Source organism: Pyxidicoccus sp. M6 (assembly GCF_055568925.1).
This window is the reverse complement of the sequence record NZ_CM145714.1, coordinates 9,350,468-9,363,243: the sequence shown is the minus strand read 5'-3', so window position 1 is coordinate 9,363,243 and position 12,776 is coordinate 9,350,468. Positions and strand designations below refer to the sequence as shown.

The window sequence follows — 12,776 nt, the reverse complement described above, 5'->3', positions numbered from 1 at the left end:
GTCGTCCAGCGAAGGTCGCGGTGATTGGTAGTGGTCTCATGGGAAGCGCACTGGCCCGAGCCTTCGCCTCGGCAGGACACGACGTCGCGGTCTGGAACAGGACGTCGAGCAAGGCAACGGCTGTAGGCGCGGGAACCGTCGCATTCGAGAGCCTGAGCGAGGCTGTCTCGGGACGAGAGCTCGTCGTCGTCTCCCTGTCGAACTACGCCGCCTCCTTCGAGGTGCTCTCCGCGCCGGGTGTCGCGTCGGCACTCTCCGGAACAACGCTTGTGCAGCTCACCAGCGGCTCCCCCTCGGACGCTCGCGCGGGACTGGAATGGGCAAAGGCAAACGGCGTGGACTACCTGGATGCCGCGATCCTCGCCTACCCGAGCTTTGTCGCCACCGATTACGCGACGGTCTACTACGCCGGCTCGCGAGCGGTCTTCGACCGGCACGTGGATACCCTCCGTGCCATCGCCAAGAACTCCACCTACGTCGACGAGAAGATTGGTGCCGCCGCGACGCTCGACTGCGCGATTCTCGAGGCCTACTACGGCGGCTCCCTCGCGTTCCTTCACGCCGCGGCGATGTGCAAGGCGGAAGGCCTCGACCCGAAGACGTTCTTCGCTCAGAAGAACTCCTTCCTCGGCCTGATTTCCGTCACCGCCGATGCCGCGCAGGACATGATCGAGAAGAATGACTTCTCGGGCAACCAGTGCAGTCTCAACACGCACGTCGCGGCAATCGAACACATCGTCCGGTTGAGCCAGGACGCCCGCATCAGCGCACGCTTCCCGAAGGCGTTGCTCGAGAACTACAAGCGAGCCGTCAGCGTGGAACTCGGAGGCCAGGAGTTGCCTGCCGTGTTCCGGACCTTGACGCAGGACTGATACAAGGTCCGCTCAGGCGACCCGTCCAGGCCTTCAGGCGCACTCAGCGAGTCGCAGGCTGGGATGGCGCCTGCGGGCCCGACGGCGGCTCGATGGGCGCGATGCTGACGGACTGGACACGCAATGTGTCCCCGCTCCGGGCGATGACGAAGGTGGCGCGGGACTTCCGCACGTTCTCATCGCGGTGCTGGACGAGGACGAACACGCCGGGAGCGATGGCGCGGATGGCCTCGATGTCCGTGCGCATGGTGAAGATCTCCGGGCGCCCATTCTTCGCGAGCCACTCGAGCTGTTGCTGGAACGCGGCCTTGCCTCGGAACCATCCGCCGCCGCGATTCACGACGTCAGCGTCCTCGGCGTAGTGGGCGAGGTACGCCGCCATGTCGCGCTGCTTCCAGCGCAGGTCGAGGTCGGTCATCAGGGCCCGGAGGGCCTTTTCATCCTGGGGCGTCAGAGCAGGCGTGGCGTGGGACATGGCGGGAGCGAAGAGCAGGGGAATGAGCAGCAACAGCGTGCGTGGGTTCAGGTTCATGCCCACCGTATGCAGCGCGCGTTGCGCCATTTCCCTCGCGGCCATGAAGAAGTGTGAAGCTCACCTCCCGGGCATCTCCTCTTCCAGCGGCTCCGCGCGAAACCACCGGTAGCCGTAGCCCTCCAACGTCACGCGGTGCCGCCCTCCCTTGCCGGGCGTGGAGTGCGCGTCCGCGAGCGCATGGAAGAGCCGCACCGGAGACCCACCCGGATTGAAGCTCACCTCGCACGCTTTGCCGGACAGGTTGTGCAGCGTCACCAGCGTTTCGTCCTTCCAGTCGAAGCGCAGCGCCAACACGTTCTCCGGCTTCACGCGCAGCAGGCGCCACGCGCCCCAGCCCAGCTCGGGGCATTCCTTGCGCATGCGCACCATGCGCTCCACCCAGTTGACCATCGACGCCGGGTCCCTTCGCTGCGTCTCCACATTCACGCTCGGGTAGCCGAAGGTGCCCTCGGAAATCACGGGGCGGAAGGGCTCGGCCGCGCGAGTGAAGCCCGCGTGCGGCTCGTTGGACCACTGCATCGGCGCGCGCACGCTCTGGCGCTCGTGCTGGGACAAATCCTCCCCCATGCCCAATTCATCGCCATACCAGAGCACCGGCGTTCCCGGCAGGGACAGCATCAGGCTGAACGCCAATTCCAATCGGCGCCGGTCCGCGGACAGCATGGGCGCGAGCCTCCGGCGCAGCCCCCGGTTGTAGAGCTGCATCTTCGGCTCCGGCCCCAGCTCCGCGAAGACGCGCTTGCGGTCGGCGGCGGACAAGCGGCCCAGGTCCAGCTCGTCGTGGTTGCGCAGGAAGTTGGCCCACTGCGCCGTCTGCGGCAGGCGCGGCGCGGAGGACAGCGCCTCGGCCAGGGTCGTGGCGTTCTCCGTCACCAGTGAGAGGAAGAGGTTCTGGTTGGCGGCGAAGTTGAAGACCATCTGCATGCGGTCCCCGTCGTCACCGAAGAAGTTCATCACCTCGTCCATGGTGACGTTGGCTTCCGCCAGCAGGATGGCGTCACCGGTGCGCCACGAGAGGAACTCACGCATCTCGTCCAGTAGCTGGTACGGGTCCTTGATGCCGTGGTGCTTGAGCCCCTTGAGCTCGATGAGGAATGGCACCGCGTCCACACGGAAGCCGGACACGCCCAGCTCCAGCCAGTAGCCCATGACCTTGAGCAGCTCCTCGCGCACGGCGGGGTTGGCCACGTTCAGCTCGGGCTGGAAGGGGAAGAAGCGATGGAAGTACCAGGCCTTCGCGTCCTTGTCGTACGTCCACGTCGTGTCCTGGGAGCCGGGGAACACCATGCCCTTGTGCGCGTCCTTTGGCTTCTTGTCGGACCAGACGTAGAAGTCGCGGAAGCGGCTGTTCGGGTCCTTGCGCGCGGCCTGGAACCACGGGTGCTTGTCGCTGGTGTGGTTGACCACCAGGTCGATGATGACGCGCAGGCCGCGCTGCTTCGCCTGGTGGGTGAACTCCACGAAGTCGCCCGGCGAGCCGAGCCTCGGGTCCACGCCGTAGTGGTCGGTGATGTCGTAGCCGTTGTCGCGGTTGGGCGACGGGTAGAAGGGCATGAGCCACAGGCAGGTGACGCCCAGGCCGGAGAGGTAGTCCAGCCGCCGCTGGAGTCCGATGAAGTCGCCCACCCCGTCGCCGTTGCCGTCCATGAACGTCTCCACGTCCAGGCAGTAGACGACGGCGTTCTTGTACCAGAGGTCCTGAATCATCCTGTCTCCCGGTATGGGAGGGTGGGGCGTCCGCTCGCAACGTGGCAGCACGACGTGCGCGGTGCGTGCGCCAGCGCACAACACGGCGGCTCCCGCTTCCATCAGCGGACACTCGCGTGTACGGCATGCTCGCGGCCAAGGCGGCGCGGCTCCAACCTCCCTGCCACATGCTCACGGTCGGCTATCACGCGTCACACGAACAGTTCCCTCCGAGCGAGCTCCTGCGCCTGGTGCAGCAGGCGGAAGCGGCGGGCTTCACGGCGGCGCTCAACTCGGACCACTTCCACCCGTGGAGCGATGCGCAGGGACAGAGCGGCTTCGCCTGGAGCTGGATGGGCGCGGCGCTGGCGACGACGAAGCTGGCCAGCGTGGGCGTGGTGAATGCGCCGGGGCAGCGCTACCACCCGGCCGTTGTCGCGCAGGCGCTGGGTACGCTCGCGGAGATGTTCCCCGGCCGCGCGTGGGCGGCGCTGGGCAGCGGGCAGCTCGTCAACGAGGGCATCACCGGCAGGCTCTGGCCCGCGAAGGACCAGCGCAACGCGCGGCTGAAGGAGTGCGTGGACGTGATGCGCGCGCTCTTCCGGGGCGAGCGCGTGACGCACCGGGGGCTCGTCACGGTGGAGGAGGCGAAGCTCTACACGCGCCCCGAGAAGCCGCCCCTGCTGGTGGGCGCGGCGATTACGCCCGAGACGGCGGAGTGGGTGGGAAGCTGGGCGGACGGCCTCATCACCGTGAGCAAGCCGCTGGCGGACTTGCGGAAGATGGTGGACGCCTTCTGGCGCGGCGGCGGCGAGGGCAAGCCCCTGTTCCTCAAGGTCCAGTTGTCCTGGGCGCGCGACGAGGCGGAGGCGCTGAAGGGCGCGATGGAGCAGTGGGCGCCGAACATCTTCGCCAGCAACGTGCTCTCGGACCTGCGCCGGCCCGAGCAGTTCGAGGAGCTGGCGAAGACGGTGCAGCCGAAGGACTTGGAGGGCCACGTGCGCGTGTCCTCCAGCCTCCAGCGCCACGTGGACTGGCTGGCCGAGGACGTACGGCTCGGCTTCAGCCACCTGTACCTTCACAACGTCAATCGCGGGCAGGAGGCGTTCATCCAGGCATTCGCTGAGAAGGTGCTGCCCGCGTTGCGCTTCGCGTGAAGCGCGACGCCTTGCGGCATGCGGATTCCGCACTTCGCTGATGCGGGAAGTGCGGACGCGCGTCACGGAGACTCGGTTGACGCTTTCGGTGCGCGGGCGTCTGCTTGCGCCATGTCCGAACACGCTCCTCCCGCGGCATCCGCCGGGAGCCCCACCGAGGCCCGGCCGGTGGCGGCTTCCGAGCGGGTCACCCTGCTGGACGCACTGCGCGGCTTCGCGCTGTGCGGAGTCTTCCTCTCCAATGCGATTACGTGGTTCAGCGGCCGGGCGTTGCTGCCGCGCGAGCAGGCACAGGCGCAGGCCGCGCCGCTGCTCGAAATCATCGTCAACTCCGTCTACCAGACGCTGGTGAACCAGAAGTTCATCACCCTCTTCTCGTTCCTCTTCGGGCTGGGCTTCTCCATCCAGATGTCCCGCGCATCCGCGCGCGGCGCTTCCGTTGTCCCGCTCTACACGCGGCGGCTGTTCATCCTGCTGTGCATCGGCACGGTGCACCTGTTCGGCATCTGGATTGGCGACATCCTCCACACGTACGCGATGGTGGGCGTGCTGCTGCTGCTGTTCCGCGAGCGCTCCAACAAGACGGTGTTCGTCTGGGCCGCGGGGCTGATGGTGGCGATGGCGCTCGTGGTGCCCGTGCTCCAGCGCTACGTACCGGTGCTGCTGCATGGCGCTGACGCGGCGGCGGAGGTGGCGAAGGCGTCGCAGGCGGAGGAGGCCACCTACCGGGCGCAGTTGCTGGCGGCGCTCTCCAGCGACTCGTGGTGGACGGGCGCGGTGGGGCGGTTCCACTACTACGTGGACACGTTCGTGCGCCTGAACCGCGTCAAGTGGATGGGGCTCATCCTCTCGCGCTTCCTCTTCGGACTGCTGGCGGGACGGCTGCTGCTGCTCCAGGACGTGGAGGGCAACCGCCCGCTGCTGCGCCGGATGGTCCGTCGGGGCTTCGGCGTGGGTGGGCTCATCAGCCTCTCGGGCCTGGCGATGGCGCGCCTGCGCGCCATGGGCGTGCTGACGTCGCAGGACAGCACGTGGCAGTTCCTGCTGAACAACCTCCAGGAGATTGGCTTCCTGTTGCTCGCCGCGGGGTACGTGGGCGCCTTCGCGCTCCTGTTCCAGCGCGAGCGCTGGAGGCGGGCGCTGGGCGGGCTCGCGCCGGTGGGACGCATGGCGCTCAGCCAGTACCTGCTCCAGTCCGTCGTGAGCGTGTGCATCTACGACGGCTGGGGACTGGGGCTCATCGGCAAGCTGCCGCCCTCTCGCATCGTCGCCATCTGCTTCGTCGTATTCGCCGCGCAGATTGCGCTCAGCCACTGGTGGCTGGCGCGCTTCCGCTTCGGCCCGGCCGAGTGGCTGTGGCGCTCGCTCACCTACGGCCGCGCCCAGCCCATGCGCCTGACGGCGGGGCAGAAGGCGGCGGATGCCGCGGTGTGAGCTGGAGTTGCTTCAGAAAGAAAAGGAGTGAGCGCGCCCGAGTGAACAAGCCATTTGGGGTTCTGATTAAGAGTCAGATGCCGAACCCTCGGCAGCGCCCCCATGAGAGTGGAGGCGGACGGAGTTGAACCGTCTTCAAAGCGTGTAGGACCTCTTCGGCCGGGCGCGCTCAATCCTGAATGACGGAGCGCGAAATTCATCCCTGACCGGGGTCGCTCACAACGACTTCAGGAAGGCGAGCAGCGCCTCGCGGTCCTCGCGGCGCAGGCGCGTGTAGCGCTCCTGGGCGGTGGCGGCCTCGCCTCCGTGCCACAGGATGGCCTCCTCCGCGTTCCGCGCCCGGCCGTCATGCAGCAGACGGGTGTGGCCATTCACCGCCTCCTGGAGCCCGAGCCCCCAGAGCGGCGGTGTGCGCCACTCCTGGCCTGTGGCCAGCCCATCCGGCCGGCCATCCGCGAGCCCCTCGCCCATGTCGTGCAGCAGCAGGTCGGTGTACGGGAAGATTTTCTGCGTGGACAGCTCCGGGACGGCGGACACGGTGCCCGTTTCGAAGCCGGTGGCCACGTGGCAGCCGGAGCAGCCGATGGCGCGGAACACCGCCTTGCCGCGCAGCACGGGTGGCGTGTCCCAGTCCCTGCGCTTCGGCGGAGCGACGAGCCGCATGTAGAAGAGCAGGCGCTCCAGGTCCGCTGGCGCCACCTCCGGCGCTCCGTCCGCGTGGCCCTGCTCCTTCGGGAACAGCTCCGTGGTGAGCCCCATGTCCGCGACGAGCGCGTGGGCAATCTGCTGCTTCAGCGAGGGCTGGTTGGCCTTCCATCCGTAGCGGCCCGGCTTCGTCTGGCCATCGGCGACGTCCAGGACCTGGTTCTGCCGTCCGGAGATGCCGTCATGGTTCGCGTCGTCGGGGTCCGCGAGGGCGCGCAGCGTCTCCTCGGGAATCGCCTCGAGGAGCCCCAACCCGAAGTTCGCCGGGGCCACGCGGGGCGAGAAGGGCGTCCCGTCACCCAGCGGGCCCCGAGTCAGGTCCGTGAAGCGGTAGCTCGGACGCAGCAGTGTGTACGACTCGCCCGTGGCGAACTCGCCGTGGACCTCCTCGTAGTCCACCGCGACGCGGCCCTCCGTCGTCTGTCCGTCCACGGCCTGGGAGTCGAGCTGCTCGCCGTACACGGGATGCGGCCCACGGCCCTCCGGCGCGCCGAGCTGGAAGGCGAGCGACACGGGCGTCTCCGCCGGTGAGGCCGGAGGCCGCCCGCGTCCGTCCTTCACGTGGCACGTCATGCACGAGGCCGCGCTGAAGAGCGGGCCCACGATGACGGGCCCGGTGCGCGTGTCGTTCCAGTCGCGGCCGAACACCTTCTTGCTCGCGTGGAACTCCGGCCAGCGCGCCCGGTCCATGTTCATGAGCGAGCGCCCGAAGGAGTTGCGCCCGGTGTCCGTCACGGTGGTGGCGCCACCCGCGAGCTCCTCGCCCGGCTCGGCCATTTCCGTGAGCGCGCCCAGCTCCAGCACGGGGGGCCGCCGGCCCGTATCGGCCCACACCGCGGTAAGGACGAGGGCACCCACGGGAATGCCAAGCAGGTACATCCGGCGCATCGGAGAGCTCCTGGTGGCCCGGAAGGGGAGCGGGCCGCTCTGGGGGACGCCGGGCAGGACTCGCGCGCCTGCCCGGCGTGGCGCCCGTGCGGTGCGCACGGGCGGGTGAGTCTTCTTCGCAGCTACTTCGCCGGGAGGAAGGTCTCGTTGAGGACGGTGAACTCGTTCGCGGCCGCCTTCACGTCGATGCCCGAGAAGTCGGTGTACGGGTAGTGGCCGTCATCGATCTGCTCGACGAACTCGATCTGGTTGCCGGTAAGCACCTTGCCGTCGGAGAGCTGCACGGAGAAGGTGCCGCGCTCGTTGCGCACGCGCCACACGCAGGCGCCAGGGATGGTGGTGTCCGTGGCGGCCGCCGTCACGCCGGGCTTCCACACGATGATCTCGTACCGGTCGTCGAAGGAGTAGACCGCCACGAGCCAGCGGAGCAGGTCGTACCAGTCGCGGATGATCATGAAGCTTCCAGCCGGCTGCGTGGTGCCGCCCTGGAGGATGCCGTTGTTGTATACGTTCACCCGGTAGGCGGAGCCACCCGGCGCGCCGCTGAAGCTCGGCAGCACCGTCATCGACGTGCCATCGCGGAGGGGCGTCATCTTCAGTGTGCTCACGGTCTGGTCGCCCGCGCGCGCGGCCAGGGAGATGCCCGCCTGAGCGGTGCCGAACTTCACGTCCAGCTTCTGCGTCCACCGCGAGGCCTTCGCGAAGTTGCTGGAGACGCCGTCCTTGTTCGCATCCGCGAGCCCGGAGACCTGGAGGCCGGCCTGCGTGGTGGCCAGCCGCGCGTTGCCCGTCGCACAGCTCGTGATGCCATCGAAGCGCTGCACACATTGCGTGCCGGCCGCGGCCTCCTGGGCACCCAGGGTGCTGTCCGTGGACGGAGCCGTCTCGTCACCCTGGCAACCCGCCGCTACGCTCAGGAGCGTGGCCGCCAGCAGGCGTCCCATCATCTTCATCTGCATGGTGTGTCCTCTTGGTTGGGAGATGCTGCGCTCTTCCGCCGCACGCGGGCCGCCTTCTGGCGGGTGCCGCGCGTGAATCGGCGGGGGAGGGCATTGCACCGTCCACGCCACGAGGAGCGCGGCGGACCGGGACCCCGGCCTGGAGGGAAACACGTACGCGCGCACGGGAGGGCTGTGGCGCGCGCCGTTACAGGGCCGGCGGCGGTGTAGCGCGCCCTGTCACAGGCACGCGGGGATGAAGTCAGGGGCGCGCAGACCCGGGGTGGGCGTCACCTGGGAGGCGCGCGGTGAAGCTCAGCGTCCGCGCCGGCCCATGAACAGCACGTGCCGTGTGCCCTTGGTGCCATGCGCCGTCGGATGCAGCACCTGGACGGTGAAGCCGGCCTGTTCCATGCGGCGCTCGAAGCCGGGCGCGGGGCCCGCGCTCCAGACGCCGAGCGTTCCCCGGGAGCGCAGCGCGTTGAACGCTCGCGCCAGTCCCGCGAGCCCGTAGAGGCCCTGGTTGTCCGGGTGGGTGAGGGCGGTGGGGCCGTTGTCGACGTCGAGCAGGATGGTGTCGAACGTCGAGGGATGGCGGGCCATGAGCGCGCCCACGTCGCCCTCCACCACGGTGACGCGCGGGTCCTCCAGCGGCGCGCCCGCGAGCGGGGCGAGCAACCCCCGGTTCCACGTCACCACCGCGGAGAGCAACTCCGCCACCGTCACTCGCGCCGAAGGCCCGACACGGTCCAGCACGGCCCGCGCCGTGTAGCCGAAGCCCAATCCCCCCACGAGCACCCGTGCGCCGCTCTTTCCCGCGAGCTCCGCGCACCCGGCTTCGGCGAGCGCTTCTTCCGAGCCATGCTGCCGGCTGGACATCAGCGTCTGGCCTCGCACCCGTAGGACGTACTCGTCGCCGCGCCGTGCCAGCGTGACTTCCCCCACGTCGGGGACCTGCGCGGTGTCGAGCGTCTCCCAAGGCTTCATGGCCCCGGCTCTTCGCGCGGATGCCGCGCCCGGTCAAGGCGACAGGCCCTTCCGACATGTCGGACCGACACGTCGAGCATGATGTCGGACGCCTGCCGGAAGAGGGCAGGGCGCTCGCTCCAGAGGACCGCCTGGCGCGAGGCGTCCCGGCATGTCCGGTGCACAATGGCCAGGAGACCTGCAACGCGGGCTCCTCGCCCCCAACGAAAGGAACCTCCCATGGCCTTCACTCCGAATACCGCGCAGCTCGGCATCACCCTTTCGGCCATCTCGTACCTGGGGCAGTCCAACACGAATCCAGAGCGCTTCACCCTGATGAACACGGCCATGGCCAACACCGTGGGGAGCAACTGGCAGATTGTGTGGGGCCCCGCGACGCAGGGCGAGGACCTCGTCTACGTGGCATCCAATGGCTCGGGCCAGTACGCGGTGGTGGTGCGCGGCACGGTCTTCGACCGCATCGAGGACGTCATCCAGGACAAGAGCGTGGCGACGCAGGAGCCGCTGCCCTTCACCGCGTCCTCGTTCTCCAACGCCCAGGTCTCCAAGGGCGTGGTGGAGGTGTGGACCAACATCGACAACATGGTGTCGTCCGTGCCGGGCTCGGGCACGGGCGCGCTGCTGCCGTTCCTCCAGAACCTGTCCGGCTCGCCCTCCATCCTCGTGACGGGGCACAGCCTCGGAGGGCAGATGGCCACGGTGCTCGCCGCGTGGTTCCAGAGCGCGCTGACGAACAGCGCCTCCATCCTGCCCATCACCTTCGCCGCGCCCACCGCGGGCAACCCGGCCTTCGCCTCGGCCTTCGACTCCGTCTTCGGCTCGGCCATGCGCTACTACAACGCGCTCGACGTGGTGCCCCGCCTCTGGACGATGGACGGGCTGGAGTCCATCCTGTCCCTGTATCCCGGCGGGCCGCAGTGCGGGCCCCTCTGCAAGACGGCTGTGGACCGCACGGTGAAGGCGCTGCAGAAGGCGGACCTGACGTACACGCAGCCGAGCGCGGCCACGAGCCTCCCCGGGCAGCTCTACTCCACCGGTTGGCTGGGCGCGTTCGAGTCCGAGGTCAACGACCAGCACCGGGCGCTCTACTACATGTTCCTGCTCGGGATTCCGCTCGCGACCATCCAGCAGCTCAACTCGACGTGGGCTCCGCCCTCCCAGGTCGCCACCCGCTCGGCGGGCTGAAGCCCCACGCGGTGGGTGAGGCCCACCCGCGCCGCGGGTCCGCGAAATAATCGATGCCCCGCGGTGGAAACGTTTGATTGGCAATTGTCGGTTGTACCCGGCAGCCTGTGTGGCAAGAGGATTCCCATGTCCCGTCTGCACACGCTGCTCGCCATCCCCGCATTCCTCGCGCTGGCCTGCCGGACTGCACCGACTCCGGTGCCGGAGGCCCGGGCCACCCTCCCCAAGAATGTCGTCCTCCTGGTGGGTGACGGCATGGGCTCCTCGCACTTCGCCGCGGCGAAGCTCCTGCGGGGCGAGTCCTTCGCGACGGGCCGCTTTCCGGTGACGGGCGTCGTCTCCACGCGCTCGGCCAGCTCGGTGGTGACGGACTCGGCGGCCGCCGCCACGGCGATGGCCACCGGGACGAAGGCGAACAACAAGAGCCTGGGCGTGGACCCCCAGGGCCACCCCGTCACCACGCTCGTCGAGCTGGCCGCGCGGCAGGGCCGGGCAACGGGCCTGGTGACGACCTCCTTCTTCTGTGACGCGACGCCCGCGGCCTTCGCCGTCCACACGGCCCGCCGCGAGCAGGTGACGGACATCGTCCACCAGCTCCTCGAGAGCGAGGTGGACCTCATCGCGGGCGGCGGCGCGGAGCTGTTCGGCACGGAGGGGCTTCCCTCGCTGACCTCCGCCGCCTCGGAGCACGGCTGGTCGCTCGTCACCGAGCCCTCCGCGCTCGCCTCGGCCCCGGCGAAGAAGGCGCTGGCCGTCTTCCCCTCGCAGAAGAACGCCGCGGACATGCCGGGCGCCCGGCTGCCGGACCTCGCGCGCTGGGCGCTGGCGCGCCTGTCCTCGGACCCGGACGGCTTCTTCCTCCTCCTGGAGCACGAGGGCACGGACTCGGCCAGCCATGAGAACTCGGCGGAGGACCTGAAGAACAGCCTGCGCTCCTTCGACGAGACGGTGGGCGTCGTCGCGGACTTCGCGCGGCAGCATGGCGACACGCTGGTGCTCGTCGTGGGCGACCACGAGACGGGCGGCCTGCGCGTCCTCGCGGACGGCGCCGGGGGCGTGGCGCTGGAGTTCGGCACCAACGCGCACACCGGCTCGCTCGTCCCGCTCTTCGCCTACGGGCCCGGCTCGGAGCGCTTCAGCGGCCTCTACGAGAACACCGAGATTGCCCACAAGGTGCAGGCGCTCTACGGCGCCGAGGCCGGGGAGTCCCCGCAGGCCACGTCGCGCGCCACGCGCGACTTCTGATTCTCCGCTCGGGGCCGCGTCTTCCTCCTCCGTGGCGCCTCCGCGTCACGCCTTCTCGGCGTAGACCAGCGCGTACTCGTCGGTGTTGTACTGCAGGTGCCAGAAGAGCTGGTTGGGGTCCATCTCCCGCGCCTTCTTCACGTCGGCGCGGACCTGCTCCAGGGTGAAGGTGCCGGGCTCGCGCTGCATGCGCGTCACGCTGTGCAGGGCCGTGAAGGCGGTGTTGGCGCCGGGGTAGACGTCGAGGGCGATGGAGTCCAGCTTGGGATTCTGGAAGCCCGCCTGCCGCAGCTCGGAGACGTAGCGCTGCACCGTCCACATGTTCGCCTCCGGGAAGGCGATGCGGCCGCGCCAGTAGCGCAGGTGCAGGCGGCGGCGCAGGCTCAGGCCGGCCTCGCGGTCCGTCTTCATGCACATGTCCGCCATGACGAGCCGGCCGCCGGGGCGCAGCACGCGGAAGGCCTCGCGCAGGAAGTCGCGGCGCGTCTTGAAGTGCAGCGCGGACTCCAGCGCGAAGACGACGTCGAACTCGCCGGCCCCGAAGGGCAGCTGCGTCGCGGAGCCCTCCATCAGCTTGATGACGCCGTCGAGGCCGAGCAGCTTCGCGCGCTCGCTGGCGATGCGCACCTGGGTGGGGGTGATGTTGATGCCCGTGACGCGCGACGGCTTGTACTCCTCGGCCCAGAGCAGGTCCTGGTCCCCGTAGCCGAAGCCGCAGTCCAGCACCGTCTGGCCCTCGCCCAGCCGCGCCGTCTTCGCCAGCAGGTGCGCCATCTGCCTCTGGGCGGCGGGGAAGAGCTCTCCCACGCGCTCGCAGTTGTTCTCGTCCACCTTCTCCACGTCGCGCCAGTAGCCCAGGTTCAGCCACAGCGGCTCGCGCCCCGTGCCCGCGCGGACCTGCATGGGCTGGGGCATGCCCGGCACCCAGGGGCCCACGTCGTTCGTGTAGAAGCGCGCCGGGTCCGCCAGCAGCGCGTTCTTCAGGTTCCTCGCCGTCTTGAGAACTTCGAGCATGTCGCCTCCCGTAGTCGGGCGGCACTATACGCGACTCGCTGGTTTTGCATGGCTCACCAGGAGTGCTGGAAAAAGACGAAGGGCCCGGACGCCGGGAGTGTCATCCTCCCGACACCGGGCCCCTGTCTTC

At 69.1% G+C, this 12,776-nt stretch carries 11 protein-coding genes; 5 read left to right on the top strand and 6 right to left on the bottom strand.

The window, feature by feature from the left end:
• Positions 1 to 38 precede the first annotated feature (38 nt).
• The gene (locus ACVTJA_RS36755; protein ID WP_465827010.1) at positions 39 to 872 is read left to right on the top strand and encodes an NAD(P)-dependent oxidoreductase; all 834 of its coding nucleotides are present in this window, start codon (positions 39 to 41) and stop codon (positions 870 to 872) included.
• A gap of 43 nt (positions 873 to 915) precedes the next feature.
• Here the strand turns inward: ACVTJA_RS36755 and ACVTJA_RS36750 are convergent, their stop codons facing one another.
• Entirely contained in the window at positions 916 to 1,404 is a 489-nt protein-coding gene (locus ACVTJA_RS36750; protein WP_465827007.1) for a YybH family protein, read from the bottom strand.
• Between the two features lie 60 nt (positions 1,405 to 1,464).
• Complete coding sequence (locus ACVTJA_RS36745) at positions 1,465 to 3,114, bottom strand: alpha-amylase family protein (protein ID WP_465827005.1); 1,650 nt, start codon at positions 3,112 to 3,114, stop codon at positions 1,465 to 1,467.
• 125 nt (positions 3,115 to 3,239) lie between these two features.
• Here ACVTJA_RS36745 and ACVTJA_RS36740 point away from each other — a divergent pair, with 125 nt between their 5' ends.
• Together ACVTJA_RS36740 and ACVTJA_RS36735 are read left to right on the top strand one after the other, a co-directional pair.
• Positions 3,240 to 4,250 (top strand): TIGR03885 family FMN-dependent LLM class oxidoreductase, encoded by a 1,011-nt coding sequence (locus ACVTJA_RS36740; RefSeq protein WP_465840615.1) that lies wholly within the window; start codon positions 3,240 to 3,242, stop codon positions 4,248 to 4,250.
• Between the two features lie 111 nt (positions 4,251 to 4,361).
• A complete protein-coding gene (locus ACVTJA_RS36735; protein WP_465827003.1) occupies positions 4,362 to 5,684 on the top strand; it encodes a DUF418 domain-containing protein in 1,323 nt (440 codons plus the stop codon).
• A 216-nt stretch (positions 5,685 to 5,900) separates the two neighbouring features.
• On the opposite strand, the gene ACVTJA_RS36730 is transcribed toward ACVTJA_RS36735, so the two are convergent.
• From ACVTJA_RS36730 to ACVTJA_RS36720, 3 genes are all read right to left on the bottom strand, one after another.
• The gene (locus tag ACVTJA_RS36730; RefSeq protein ID WP_465827001.1) at positions 5,901 to 7,277 is read right to left on the bottom strand and encodes a di-heme oxidoreductase family protein; all 1,377 of its coding nucleotides are present in this window, start codon (positions 7,275 to 7,277) and stop codon (positions 5,901 to 5,903) included.
• Positions 7,278 to 7,399: 122 nt separating this feature from the next.
• Positions 7,400 to 8,236: a hypothetical protein gene (locus ACVTJA_RS36725; RefSeq protein ID WP_465826997.1), complete on the bottom strand. Its 837-nt coding sequence runs from the start codon at positions 8,234 to 8,236 to the stop codon at positions 7,400 to 7,402.
• Positions 8,237 to 8,530: 294 nt separating this feature from the next.
• Entirely contained in the window at positions 8,531 to 9,202 is a 672-nt protein-coding gene (locus ACVTJA_RS36720; protein WP_465826994.1) for a spermidine synthase family protein, read from the bottom strand.
• A 219-nt stretch (positions 9,203 to 9,421) separates the two neighbouring features.
• On the opposite strand from ACVTJA_RS36720, the gene ACVTJA_RS36715 reads away from it, so the two are divergent.
• Both ACVTJA_RS36715 and ACVTJA_RS36710 read left to right on the top strand, forming a co-directional pair.
• Positions 9,422 to 10,387 (top strand): lipase family protein, encoded by a 966-nt coding sequence (locus ACVTJA_RS36715; protein ID WP_465826991.1) that lies wholly within the window; start codon positions 9,422 to 9,424, stop codon positions 10,385 to 10,387.
• 126 nt (positions 10,388 to 10,513) lie between these two features.
• Entirely contained in the window at positions 10,514 to 11,632 is a 1,119-nt protein-coding gene (locus ACVTJA_RS36710; RefSeq protein ID WP_465826988.1) for an alkaline phosphatase, read from the top strand.
• A gap of 45 nt (positions 11,633 to 11,677) precedes the next feature.
• Here the strand turns inward: ACVTJA_RS36710 and ACVTJA_RS36705 are convergent, their stop codons facing one another.
• The gene (locus ACVTJA_RS36705; protein WP_465826984.1) at positions 11,678 to 12,646 is read right to left on the bottom strand and encodes an SAM-dependent methyltransferase; all 969 of its coding nucleotides are present in this window, start codon (positions 12,644 to 12,646) and stop codon (positions 11,678 to 11,680) included.
• Positions 12,647 to 12,776 lie beyond the last annotated feature (130 nt).